This is a genomic window from Ruegeria sp. AN6, assembly GCF_056540425.1.
Genome location: NZ_JBQFWR010000001.1, coordinates 240,237 through 253,096, shown reverse-complemented (window position 1 = coordinate 253,096; position 12,860 = coordinate 240,237). Strand labels below are relative to the sequence as shown.

12 protein-coding genes are annotated in these 12,860 nt (G+C 55.9%); 8 read left to right on the top strand and 4 right to left on the bottom strand.

What is annotated here, in order from left to right; genetic code table 11:
* Positions 1 to 26 precede the first annotated feature (26 nt).
* Complete coding sequence (locus tag ACR0MQ_RS01235; protein WP_480605354.1) at positions 27 to 989, bottom strand: LuxR C-terminal-related transcriptional regulator; 963 nt, start codon at positions 987 to 989, stop codon at positions 27 to 29.
* Positions 990 to 1,084: 95 nt separating this feature from the next.
* The gene (locus ACR0MQ_RS01230) at positions 1,085 to 1,663 is read right to left on the bottom strand and encodes a lytic transglycosylase domain-containing protein (RefSeq protein ID WP_010439608.1); all 579 of its coding nucleotides are present in this window, start codon (positions 1,661 to 1,663) and stop codon (positions 1,085 to 1,087) included.
* A gap of 207 nt (positions 1,664 to 1,870) precedes the next feature.
* Between ACR0MQ_RS01230 and ssb the strand changes: the two genes are divergently transcribed.
* The gene (gene ssb, locus ACR0MQ_RS01225) at positions 1,871 to 2,356 is read left to right on the top strand and encodes a single-stranded DNA-binding protein (RefSeq protein ID WP_010439606.1); all 486 of its coding nucleotides are present in this window, start codon (positions 1,871 to 1,873) and stop codon (positions 2,354 to 2,356) included.
* Between the two features lie 18 nt (positions 2,357 to 2,374).
* Positions 2,375 to 3,445, top strand: a complete 1,071-nt coding sequence (locus tag ACR0MQ_RS01220; RefSeq protein ID WP_480605351.1) for a site-2 protease family protein — start codon at positions 2,375 to 2,377, stop codon at positions 3,443 to 3,445.
* Positions 3,446 to 3,452: 7 nt separating this feature from the next.
* On the opposite strand, the gene aroB is transcribed toward ACR0MQ_RS01220, so the two are convergent.
* Positions 3,453 to 4,562, bottom strand: a complete 1,110-nt coding sequence (aroB, locus tag ACR0MQ_RS01215) for a 3-dehydroquinate synthase (protein WP_480603925.1) — start codon at positions 4,560 to 4,562, stop codon at positions 3,453 to 3,455.
* A complete protein-coding gene (locus ACR0MQ_RS01210) occupies positions 4,562 to 5,149 on the bottom strand; it encodes a shikimate kinase (protein WP_010439601.1) in 588 nt (195 codons plus the stop codon). The genes aroB and ACR0MQ_RS01210 overlap by 1 nt, the downstream gene beginning before the upstream one ends.
* Positions 5,150 to 5,228: 79 nt before the next feature.
* Between ACR0MQ_RS01210 and ACR0MQ_RS01205 the strand changes: the two genes are divergently transcribed.
* From ACR0MQ_RS01205 to ACR0MQ_RS01180, 6 genes are all read left to right on the top strand, one after another.
* Positions 5,229 to 5,378 (top strand): hypothetical protein, encoded by a 150-nt coding sequence (locus tag ACR0MQ_RS01205; protein ID WP_170770577.1) that lies wholly within the window; start codon positions 5,229 to 5,231, stop codon positions 5,376 to 5,378.
* Complete coding sequence (locus ACR0MQ_RS01200) at positions 5,368 to 6,894, top strand: hypothetical protein (protein ID WP_480603921.1); 1,527 nt, start codon at positions 5,368 to 5,370, stop codon at positions 6,892 to 6,894. The genes ACR0MQ_RS01205 and ACR0MQ_RS01200 overlap by 11 nt, the downstream gene beginning before the upstream one ends.
* Before the next feature lie 2 nt (positions 6,895 to 6,896).
* Positions 6,897 to 7,853, top strand: coding sequence for a tyrosine recombinase (locus ACR0MQ_RS01195; RefSeq protein WP_480603918.1), 957 nt, complete (start codon positions 6,897 to 6,899; stop codon positions 7,851 to 7,853).
* Positions 7,854 to 7,916: 63 nt separating this feature from the next.
* A complete protein-coding gene (locus ACR0MQ_RS01190; protein WP_170778892.1) occupies positions 7,917 to 9,224 on the top strand; it encodes an HlyC/CorC family transporter in 1,308 nt (435 codons plus the stop codon).
* 105 nt (positions 9,225 to 9,329) lie between these two features.
* Positions 9,330 to 11,747 carry a GcvT family protein gene (locus tag ACR0MQ_RS01185; RefSeq protein WP_480603914.1) on the top strand — a complete coding sequence of 806 codons (2,418 nt, stop codon included), beginning with the start codon at positions 9,330 to 9,332 and terminating at the stop codon, positions 11,745 to 11,747.
* Positions 11,748 to 11,778: 31 nt separating this feature from the next.
* Positions 11,779 to 12,393 carry a nucleotidyltransferase family protein gene (locus ACR0MQ_RS01180; protein ID WP_170770569.1) on the top strand — a complete coding sequence of 205 codons (615 nt, stop codon included), beginning with the start codon at positions 11,779 to 11,781 and terminating at the stop codon, positions 12,391 to 12,393.
* The last annotated feature ends 467 nt before the right edge of the window (positions 12,394 to 12,860 follow it).

Genomic DNA, 12,860 nt, shown 5'->3' with positions numbered 1-12,860 from the left:
ATGGGGGTAATCCCCATATTCCCAGATCACGAAATCGACAAAAGATGGCTGCGGAGGTTCTGATCCCGCCCTTCGAGTCCCAGTTTCCGGCGAATATTATTGCGATGAAAATCGATCGTTGATGTCTCGCGCGACATGGCCCGGGCTATATCTTTGGTGGTTTTACCGGACATGACCAACTGAGCGATTTCGATTTCCGTCGGCGTCATAACCGAAAACGCATCCGAGAGTTTGTCGGAAATCATCGTGGTGATGTCTTGCAGATTTCTCAATGCCAGTTCCAGATAAACTTGCGAGGCGTCGCCTTCGGTCATTTGGCTATGCAACTTGTCCAGATACGGCAGGACCATCGAACGAACCCGTTCAACAATGTCCTGATCGCGTTCTTTCCGGTCGTCGTCCAGACTAGTCAGCAATACCCGAAGTGCAGTGTTGGTTTCTCGTAACTCACGTGTCCTCAACTCGACGCGATTTTCCAACTGGGCCAGTGTTTCATTCAGCTTTTCCTCTAGCGCGCGCCGCAGATAAACCTCTTGAATCAAAGCCAAATCCGACTCAACCAAACGTGCAAACTGCGCCAGACCCTCACGGAATAGCAAAGCGCGGCGATTGCGATGGCGATCCAGAACGCAGATGGTTCCGAAAACTGAACCATCCGGCCATTTCAGCGGAAAACCGATGTAAAAGGACATGCCGTGCTCCATGTCCTCATTGTCACTCCAGGCTGGATCGCAAGTAGCATCTTCGACAACAAATTCGCCATCTCGTTCAAGGACACCCTGGCAATAAAGCTTGGGATTCAGGCGAAAATTCATGCCGACAGGGTACGGATTTTCCGGATGATCCGAGGTGATCAGGACCGCATGATCGGGTGCTTCGGTCTTCATGATCAATGTCGCTGGCACGTCCGCGAGTTGTGAAACTAGATCAACCAGGCGTTGCCAGTTGGCCATCGTTTCGGCTGGTATATCCGGTCGATCCTTGATCATTACAAACCGCACAAGTCTGAGAGCTATCTACCCAGACTAAGGCAGCGCTCTGTACTTGATCAAGAAACAGCCTCTCTGCGCCGCAGCACCGGTTTTTAGCCGCCCCAGATCACTTTCACATAGTTTTGGGTCTCTTTGTAAGGTGGTATGCCGCCATGCTTTTCGACCGCTTTGGGGCCAGCATTGTACGCTGCCAAAGCAAGCCGCCAGGATTTGAACTTGCGATACTGCCACGACAGATAACGCGCGCCCCCTTCCAGGTTTTGGATGGGGTCATACGGATTGACACCCAGCAACCTAGCTGTCTGTGGCATCAATTGCGCAAGACCCAAAGCACCCTTGTGCGATTCAGCATGTGGGTTCCATCCGCTTTCCTGTTGGACAAGTCGCAAGAACAGCTCTTCAGGTACATTATGCTTTCGGGCCGCATTCCGGGCGTGATTCAGATATTGGCCCCGATAATTTCCGGTGTATCGCTTGGCAAACTTCCCGTTCTCAGTTTTAGGTCTAAGCCGATCTGAATCGCGATACTGGCTTGCAGCGCGACCGTCCAATACCTTGGATTGCTTGAGGAAAAGGGCCTTTCGATTCTTTGTTGAAAGGGTTTCCGCCTGCGCCGAAAAGGACACAAGGCAAACACCTAAAACAGAAATACCACCGATCAGAAACCGCATTAAAGCCAATCCTGCACCCTCTATAACCAGCCGAATTATAGTTAAATCAACCGGAAATGAAAGCTTGGTTAAAGTTGGCCTAATATTTTCCCATTCACCGTTGCAGCATCAATCATGTTTTAACCAAGTCCCAGCCCGTATAGGGTCAGCAGCAGAACACAGCGCCAGATTCGGGCGCCATCCAGTCAGAGTAAAACGAGGGAATAAATGGCGGGTTCAGTCAACAAGGTCATTCTGGTCGGCAATCTGGGCCGCGATCCTGAAGTGCGGACGTTTCAAAACGGTGGTAAAGTATGCAACCTGCGCATTGCCACCTCGGAAACCTGGAAGGACCGCAATACCGGAGAGCGCCGTGAACGGACAGAATGGCACTCGGTCGCCATATTCAACGAAGGACTTGTACGCGTGGCTGAACAATATCTGCGCAAGGGTTCAAAAATTTACGTCGAGGGGCAATTGCAAACGCGTAAGTGGCAGGATCAGTCCGGTCAGGATCGTTATTCGACCGAGGTGGTGCTGCAGGGGTTCGGCTCGACGCTGGTAATGCTCGACGCCCGCGGTGAAGGCGGCGGCGGTGGAGGCGGCTATGGCGGCGGACAAGCCGGCGGCGGATATGGCGACCCATATGGCGGCCCCTCCAGCGCACCAGCCCCTGCGTCTGGCGGAATCGACGATGACGAGATTCCGTTCTAAACCAAGCGGAGACTAAATATGGCATGGTCCTTCTCACTTGGCCGATTACTCGGCTCGGAACTGAGGGTCCATGTCACCTTCTTTTTGCTGCTCGCCTGGGTTGGTTTTGCGGCCTATTCCAGCGGCGGCTTGCCTGCGGCGATTGACAATGTCGTATTCGTACTCGCCTTGTTTGCCTGTGTTGTGGCGCATGAGTTCGGCCACGCGCTGATGGCGCGGAGATATGGCATCCGTACCCCTGACATCACTCTGTTACCGATTGGCGGGCTGGCGCGCCTTGAGCGAATGCCAGAAAAACCGATGCAAGAGGTCTGGGTCGCCCTCGCTGGACCCGCCGTAAACATCGCGATTTGGGCAATTCTTGTTGTCTTGGGGGCAAGCATACAGCTTGGTTCACTCGACCAGATTGACTCGGCCGCAACCGGCTTGCTCAGCCGTTTGGCCTATGTGAACCTGCTGTTGGCGGCCTTTAACATGATCCCGGCTTTCCCGATGGATGGAGGACGCGTCTTCCGCGCCTTGCTGTGCATGAAAATGGAACGCGCCAAGGCAACCCGCATTGCAGCACTCGGTGGTCAGATCGTTGCTGTTGGGCTTGGATTTCTGGGGCTGACCTCAGGCAATCCAATATTGGTCCTGATCGCCGTCTTTGTTTTCATCGCTGCTAATGCCGAGAATCAGGACGTTGCGTTGCGTTCAGTTGCACGGCGCGTGATGGCTCGGGATGCGATGATCACCGAGTATAAGGCGTTATCGCCGGACGATACATTGGCAACAGCAGCACAAGCAGTCATTCACACAACCCAGCACGAGTTTCCGGTACTGGCACAAGACGGCAGTCTTATGGGGTTCGTGACCCGTGATCGCCTGTTTACCGCATTGGCGGGTGACCATCCCCGCTCGGAATCGGCGGTCTCGATTATGGATACTAATATTCCGCAGGTTGAGCTGACCAGCGGATTGGACAAAGTCCTGAATGGCCTACACAAAGGTGCGCCCGCGATTGCCGTATGCACCAAATCGGGGCACATGGTCGGCTATATCACGCGTGAAAATATCGGCGAGTTGATGGTGATCCAGGGGCGCTAAGCCTCAATCACACCTCCAACGCGTCCTTTAGTACAGAAACCACCGTATCGCGGGGCACATCCGGTGTGACGAAAGCTTGCCCGATCCCTCGTGCCATAATGAACCGTAACTGACCGTCCATGACCTTTTTGTCCTGTGCCATAAGATCAACAAGCGTTTCTGCATCCGGCAATTCACTCGGGATATCGGCCAGATCGGTCTTCATCCCCATGGCGCGCAAATGCGCCCTGACGCGGCTTGGGTCTTCTTGCGGGCAAAGCCCCAACCGCGAGGAGGTTTCAAACGCCAGCGCGCACCCGATCGCAACGCCTTCGCCATGCAGCAATCGATCAGAGTATCCCGTTGCAGCCTCAAGCGCGTGACAGAAGGTATGACCCAGATTGAGCAACGCCCGGTCGCCCTGCTCGGTCTCGTCGCGTGCCACGATATCGGCCTTCATCTGAACCGAACGCGTGACAGCCTGCACTCGCGCTGCCATGTCGCCGGATGCCAACAGAGGCCCGTTATCTTCTAGCCATTCAAAGAACTGGGCATCACCCAACAGTCCGTATTTGACGACCTCACCATATCCAGCGAGAAAGTCTCGCGTCGGTAACGTGCCCAGCACGTCCGTATCGGCCAATACCAGTGACGGCTGGTGAAACGCTCCGATCAGGTTCTTACCCTGTGGCGCATTGATCCCGGTCTTGCCGCCAACCGAGCTGTCGACCTGCGCCAGCAGCGAGGTCGGTATCTGAACAAAGCGAACTCCGCGCCGCATCACTGCAGCAGCAAAACCCGCCAGATCGCCAATCACCCCGCCACCAAGCGCAACAACGATGTCGTTCCGTTCAACCTTTTCCGCCAGCAACCATTCCACCGCGCGCTCAAAATGCGGCCAGCTTTTGGTCGCCTCACCGGCTGGAAGCGCCAGCGCGGTCATCTCGATCCCGGCTGAGGCCAATCCATCACGCAGGGCATCCAGATGCATTCCCGCGACCGTTTCATCGGTCAGAACCGCGACACGCGGACGCTTTAACAGCGGGGCAATCCGTTCCCCGGATTGCGCCAAAAGTCCGGGGCCGATTTCAACATCATAAGAACGCTCGGCCAAGTCTACATGTACGGTTTGATGCATTAATTTCGTTCCAAAATATCTGGGCGTGTCACCAAGGCGGCGATGACCCGATCCACCATATCTTCGATTGCGGTCTCACCATCCGAGTCCGCCACCAGATCAGATTGTTCATAGATCGGCACGCGCGCTTCATACAAGTCGCGCAGCGTCGCATAGGGGTCCGCTGTACGCAGCAGAGGCCGCGTATCCTTGTGTTTGACACGATTCCACAGCACATCCAAATCAGCCTTTAACCAAACCGAGGCACCACGATCCGAGATCATTTTGCGATTACCTTCGGCAAGAAACGCACCACCACCTGTCGACAGGATACCTCTTTCTTCGTCCAAAAGCCGCCCGATAATCTGACTTTCCTTGCTGCGAAAGAACGCTTCTCCATCCCGTGCGAAGATTTCAGGGATGGTCATGTTGGCTGCCGATTCGATTTCGGTATCGCTGTCAAGAAAAGGAACACCCAGCCGGGCAGCCAGCGCACGACCCACGGCTGTTTTGCCTGCCCCCATCATTCCAACCAAAACGACGGTTTTGTGCAGTCGAAACTGCGTCGCTGTGTCAGAAGGCACCGTGTTATGCTTAATTTCGCTCATTTCGTCGTGAATGACGTGATCTTAGGGAAAATGCTAGTTATAACTTGGCCAAAAGCAAAAATTGAGGCAGCGTTCACCTATGGGCCGTTTGATCAAGTTCCTGATATACATCATTTGCCTGTGTTTCATCGGGCTGGTTGGGTATGCCTATATCGGGCCGTATTTCGGCGCAGACTTCTCCGCCCCGCAAAATGAAATTCGTGAGCCGGTCATCCTGAATGCAGACTAAAGGCACCTTACTGGCGCTTTTTCTGGCCGGAACCGCACAGGCGCAAACGCAAGAGCCATTGTCAGTCATCGACTGGCTAACTGACCCGCCAGAAAACCTGCCGGGCACGGTGCTGATGGAACCCCCTGTGACGCAGACGGGACTGCAACCCGAGGTGCAGGTCACCCCGTTGGAGGCGCTGTCCCCTCCTCTAGGGTTGGTTGCGTCTTCAGTCACTGGTCTGCCGGTGGACCTGTGGCGCAGCAGCGATGCTGATCGGCTCGCGGATTTGATCTCGAAGGTACAGGTCAAGTCCAACCCAGCGATGCAACGATTGTTGTTTACGTTACTCTTGTCCGAAGCCCGCGCCCCAGCGGGTGGGCAGGCGGAAGATACATTGCTGATGGCGCGACTGGACCGTCTTATGCAATTGGGCGCATCCGATCCGGTGCAATCCTTGGTTCAACTGGCCGGTCCGACCGATACGCAAGACCGCTTTAGACGTTGGTTCGATGCCACGTTGCTGACCGGTGACGAAGATCGAAGTTGCACAGCCCTGATCGCTCAGCCGAATTTATCGAGGAATTACGCCGCTCAGATATTCTGTAAGGCGCGCCGAGGGGATTGGGCCTCGGCAGCGCTTACACTTGAAGCCGCACATGCGTTGCAGGTATTGCCCGACGATCAGCTTGCCCTGCTCGATCGCTTTCTCAGCCCGGAATTGTTCGAAGGGGCCGAGTATCTTCCGCAACCCGAAGATCCCGACCCTCTCACCTTCCGAATGTTCGAAGCCATTGGTGAACGCCTGCCCACGGCATCTCTGCCTCGGGCCTTTGCAAACGCTGATTTGCGGGACGTGGCGGGGTGGAAAGCTCAGATCGAAGCTGCCGAACGGTTGACGCGGATTGGTGCTCTGACGCCAAACCAGTTGCTTGGCCTTTATACCGAACGCTCACCTGCGGCCTCAGGTGCGGTATGGGATCGTGTCTCAGCCATACAAAAGTTCGAAGCCGCGCTCGAAACTGGCAAGCCGGGGCCAGTTTCAAATGCGTTAACAGCTGTTTGGGCACAGATGAAATCGGTCGGCCTGGAAGTGCCCTTTGCCGAATTGTTTGCGCCGCGTCTGGCATCAATGAAGTTGCCCGATCAGACTGCAGAAAACCTCCGTTGGCGTATTCTGCTTTTGTCCGAGCTTTATGAAGACGCGGCACGCACGATGCCTGACGAGTCGGACGCCAACAAGTTTTTGTCCGCCCTTGCACAAGGCGATCCGCAGCGCGCGCCCTCTCCTACCCCACTCGCTGATGCCATTTCACAAGGTTTTGCCTGGTCTGCGCCTGTCCCTTCGGACATAAACGCCATGCTGCTCAATGATCAGTTGGGCGAGGCCATTCTGGAAACGATGCAGTTGTTCGCCCATGGCGCGCGCGGCAATCTGGTGGATCTGACGGCCGCGATTGCCACGTTCCGACGTGTCGGGCTCGAAGATACCGCGCGCCGAGCTGCATTACAGCTCATGATCCTGAACGGGGCCTGAGGATGACCGCACCCTCGTCTCAGGATCTGTGGGTTTCCACCTTCCTCGAAGCGCAAGCCGCCGAACTCGGGGCTGCAACCAATACCTTGCTTGCATACGGACGCGACCTTAAGGATTTCTCAGACTGGCTGACACGACGAAAGTCTGGCTTTGCCGAGGCTGACCGAGACGGGATCGAAGGCTACTTGATCGACTGCGATGCGCAGGGCCTGTCCCGCGCCACCCGCGCGCGGCGGTTGTCTGCGATCAAGCAGTTGTATCGATTTGCGTTCGAGGAGGGATGGCGTGAAAGCAACCCCGCGATCCAGATCAAAGGCCCCGGACGTGCGAAACGACTGCCCAAAACGCTGGATGTGCCTGAGGTTGACCGCCTGCTTGCCGCAGCACGCCGAACGGGTCGGTCCAAACCCGACAGAATACGCAACACCTGTTTGATGGAGCTTCTTTACGCAACAGGGATGCGGGTGACTGAACTTGTGTCGTTGCCGGTAAGCTCTGCCAGAGGCGACCCCCGGATGCTGTTAGTTCTAGGCAAAGGTGGCAAAGAGCGGATGGTCCCGCTATCCCCTCCCGCGCGCGAAGCGTTAAACGGATGGCTCATGGTCCGCGATGCGGCTGAAGAGCAAGCGATAAAAAAAGGTGCACAGGCATCACGTTTTCTGTTTCCTTCGCGCGGGAAATCAGGGCATTTGACACGGCATCGCTTCTTCCTTCTGGTCAAGGAACTGGCCGTCGAGGGCGGCGTTTCACCCGAGAAGGTCACCCCGCACACACTGCGCCATGCGTTTGCGACGCATCTGCTGGCCAATGGTGCGGATTTACGCTCGATCCAGACACTTCTGGGCCATGCGGATGTCGCCACAACCGAGATTTATACCCATGTTCTGGATGAACGCTTGTCGGAACTGGTGCTGGAACACCACCCGCTTGCCAAGGATGACACCACAGATCAAGGCTAACCCCTTGATCGGACGTGGTCGCAGCCCCATAACGGATGCAGCAACAAGAATAACCTAGGACCGATGGAACCCACCTCTTCTTTGCTCGACAGTGCATTCTGGATCACGACAGGATCCATTCTTCTTCTCCTTGTGCTATCGGGCTTTTTCTCTGGCTCGGAAACCGCCCTGACTGCGTCATCACGCGGAAAGCTAAGGGCGCAGGCTGACAAAGGTTCACGCGGGGCGCAGAAGGCGCTGGATATTACCGACGACAACGAACGCCTGATCGGCTCGGTCCTGTTGGGCAATAACCTTGTCAACATCCTTGCCGCTTCGCTGGCCACAGCACTGTTTACGCGGCTATTCGGCGAAAGCGGAGTGGCATTGGCGACGCTAGTGATGACCTTGCTGGTGTTGATCTTTGCCGAAGTGCTGCCCAAGACCTACGCTATTACAAACGCTGAAAAGGCTGCCGCATGGGTCGCGCCTGTTATCGGTGTTGTCGTGACGGTGTTTTCGCCCGTCGTAGCCGCCGTCCGGCTTCTCGTGCGCGGAGTGCTGCGCTTGTTTGGCGTAAAAATCGACCCTGACAGCAACATTCTCGCGGTGCGGGAAGAAATCGCTGGCGCGCTGCAACTGGGCCATTCCGAAGGAGTTGTCGAAAAGGAAGATCGCGACCGTATTCTGGGTGCGCTGGATCTTGGTGATCGCGCGGTGGAAGAGATCATGCTCCATCGCTCGAATATTGAGATGATTGATGCCGATGATGAACCCGAGGCGATCCTTAAACAATGCCTGGAAAGCCCCCACACCCGCCTGCCGGTTTTTCGGGAGGAACAGGAAAACATCGTGGGTGTGGTCCATGCCAAGGACTTGTTTCGCGCGATGTACGCCCAAGTCGGCGGTGCAGATGGCGATCCGGAGCGGCTTAAGAATTTCGACATCGCAAAGGTGGCTAACGATCCTTATTTCGTTCCTGAAACCACCACTCTGGACGACCAGATGCGCGAGTTTCTTAGGATGCATAGCCATTTCGCGCTTGTTGTGGATGAGTATGGATCGCTGCGCGGATTGATCACGCTCGAGGATATTCTGGAAGAAATCGTCGGTGAGATCGCCGACGAGTTCGACATCGACGAAGAAGTACCCGTCACCCGCACCGATGATGGCCAATTCCTCGTCGAAGGTGCAATGACCATCCGCGACGTCAATCGCGCCCTCGACTGGGCCCTGCCGGACGAAGAAGCCAACACTTTGGCTGGTCTTGTCATTCACGAAGCACAGATGATCCCGATCGTTGGGCAGGTGTTTTCATTTCACGGCTTTCGGTTCGAAGTCACCGCACGCGAGGGTAACCGGATCACGGCCCTCAAAGTGCGACCTCTTTAGGTTCGGCAGCGTTCGCAATTGACAAGCGACGCGCAGTGTCGCGAACGGAATAGTATTGCGCCAGAGCCCTCGGCAGGCTCGGCCAAAAGCCGAGGGAGTTGCATCGTGAAAACCACCACCCGTGTTGTAGTGATTGGCGGGGGCGTCGTCGGATGTTCGGTCCTCTATCATCTGACCAAACTTGGCTGGTCGGATGTGATGCTCCTGGAACGGTCCGAGCTCACCAGCGGCTCGACCTGGCACGCGGCAGGTGGATTCCACACGCTGAACGGCGACACTAACATGGCCGCCCTGCAGGGCTATACCATACGGTTGTATAAAGAGCTGGAAGAGATCACGGGCATGTCTTGCGGCCTGCACCATGTGGGTGGCGTCACTCTGGCCGACAATCAGGATCGCTTCGACATGCTACTGGCCGAGCGTGCCAAACACCGGTTCATGGGCCTTGAGACCGAGATTGTCGGGCCAGAAGAGATCAAGAGGATCGCTCCGATCACCAACACCGATGGTATACTTGGCGCGCTTTATGACCCCCTAGACGGGCATTTAGACCCTTCGGGCACCACCCATGCCTATGCCAAGGCGGCGCGGATGGGCGGCGCCACGATCGAAACCCATTGCATGGTGCGCGAGACCAACCAGCGACCGGACGGAACATGGGATGTGGTGACCGACAAGGGTACGATTCACGCCGAGCATATCGTCAATGCTGGTGGTTTGTGGGCGCGCGAGGTCGGCGCAATGGCCGGTATCTATTTCCCGCTTCATCCGATGGAGCACCAATATCTGGTCACCGATTCCATTCCTGAGATCGAGGCCATTATCGACGCAGGTGGCGAGCATCCGCATGTGATGGATCCTGCAAGAGAAAGCTATCTGCGGCAGGAAGGGCGCGGGCTGTGCATCGGTTTTTATGAACAACCCTGTAAGCCCTGGGCCGTTGACGGAACCCCTTGGGAATTTGGACACGAGTTGTTGCCTGATGATTTCGACAAGATCACCGACAGTATAGAATTTGCCTACCAGCGCTTCCCTGTGCTGGCTAAGGCGGGGGTCAAATCGGTCATCCACGGGCCATTTACTTTTGCCCCCGATGGCAATCCCCTGGTCGGGCCTGTGCCTGGCGTGCGGAACTACTGGTCGGCCTGCGGTGTCATGGCCGGTTTTAGCCAGGGCGGAGGGGTTGGCCTGACCCTCGCACAATGGATGATCGAAGGCGAACCTGAACGCGATGTGTTTGCGATGGATGTGGCCCGGTTCGGTGACTGGATCAGCCCCGGTTACACACGCCCCAAAGTGATTGAGAACTATCAGAAACGGTTCAGCGTCGCATATCCGAACGAAGAGCTGCCTGCCGCACGCCCAAACCGAACCACGCCGATGTATGACATCTTCAGCGATCTCGGTGCCGTATGGGGGCAGCAGTACGGGTTGGAGGTTCCGAACTACTTTGCCAAAGGGGATGAACCAGATTTCGAAACACCCTCTTTCCGCCGCTCCAACGCTTTTGAGGCCACTGGCCGAGAAGTCCGCGCCGTACGCGAAGGAGTGGGGATCAACGAGGTTCACAATTTTGGCAAATACCGCATCACAGGTGCCGGTGCCCGCGCATGGCTGGATCGCATCATGGCTGGCCGAATTCCGAAACCGGGTCGTGTTTCTTTAACGCCCATGTTGTCGCCCAATGGCAAGTTGATTGGGGATTTCACCGTGTCCTGTCTGAACGAAAATGAGTTTCGCGTCACGGCCTCATATGGCAGCCAGGCGTTTCACATGCGCTGGTTCCTGCAAAATCGGGACGAAGGCATAAATATCGAAAACATCAGTGACCGGCTGAACGGCTTTCAGATTGCTGGGCCCAAGGCCACCGAGGTCCTGTCGGCCTGTACCCGGGATGATGTTAGTTCACTTAGGTTCCTTGACGTGCGCGAGATGACCATCGGCATGACAGACTGCATCGTTCAACGCGTCAGCTATACCGGTGACCTGGGATATGAGATCTATTGTGATCCGATGGCACAGCGGCAGCTTTGGTGGACCTTATGGCATGCAGGCCAACCTCATGGCATCGCACCATTTGGCATGCGTGCGATGATGAGCCTGCGTTTGGACAAGTTCTTTGGGTCGTGGATGCGCGAGTTTTCGCCGGACTACACCGCCGCGGAAACCGGTCTGGATCGGTTCATCTCATTCGCAAAGAACAGCAACTTCATTGGCCGCGCAGCTGTCGAGGCCGAACGCGCTGCTGGCACCAATCGCCGTTTGGTTGCGTTCGAGGTCGATGCAGCCGATGCCGATGTTAACGCGTATGAACCGATATGGATTGATGGTTCAGTTGTCGGCTTCTGCACGTCAGGCGGGTATTCCCACTATGCACGCAAATCGATAGCAATGGGATTCCTGCCAACCGAACAAGCAACCGAAGGTTGCGAGGTCGCGATTGAGATACTGGGCAGGATGCGCGCGGCCCGTGTGATCACCACGCCTCTGTTTGATGCCGACGGTGCAAGAATGCGGGGATGACACAATCTGACCTTAGCGGCATGGTGGCGAGATGAAAGAGATTCCCATCATACTGCTCGCCGCTGGCCAATCCAGCCGTATGGGTGGGACCGATAAGCTGATGCAGCCAGTGGGTGGCGTGCCGCTGCTGCACCGTGTCGCGCAAAGAGCGATTGCCGTTGGTCCTGTTTTCGTTGCCCTGCCCCCGATGCCTCATCCACGCTATACGGTGTTGAAAGATCTCGATGTGCTGCCGGTCGAAATCCTGGACGCACGGGAAGGTATCAATGCCAGTCTAAAGGGGGCGATGGCTGCAATCCCAGCCGATGCGAAGGCAGTGATGATCCTCTTGTCCGACTTGCCGGACCTTACGACTGCAGATCTACGCAATGTCCTGCAATCGGTCAAAACCCATCCTGCCAATCGAATTTGGCGCGGTGCGACCAACCAGGGCGTCCCTGGGCACCCGGTGATCTTTGATCGCTCTCTCTTTGCAGAACTGACAGAGTTGACCGGTGACAGTGGCGCGCAATCTGTCGTACGGCGTCACAAGGATGCAGTTCACCTTCATCGCCTGCCCAGCCAAAATGCGCTGTTGGATCTAGATACGCCAGAGGATTGGTCAGAGTGGGTAGCCCGCCAACCTTCTGGGCTTCACCCGAAATAAACACGGCCCGGTCGTTTTCGACCGGGCCGCATGCCCAAAAACAGGACTACCACTTTCACCAATCTCTAAAGCACTATCAGATCGCCAATCAGGCTGTCCGACTTTGAGCTGCAGAACCTAAACAAGACCCCCTCGTTAACATGCCGCTCAGCGCTGTGGAGACTGAGATGTGCCTTTGACACCCCCTAGTGTCTCAGGCCCCCCTCACTTGGGCATAACCAATGTCGCCGATCAGATGCGTTCAAACAATGTAAAATTGGAAGAAATGGTAAATTTGAGCGAAGACGGTTTGGCTTTTGCGCAACAATACAACACCCAAGACTCTACCAGTGGTTGCAGCCCCTTAGCCCTATTCGAAACGAATACAGCGTTAGTAGTGCATCGATACGCCCATTGCGCCTATTTCATAGACACCTACACACGCACTCAAAGATTAGATTGATTGCGCGACACAACTTTAAGGTGAG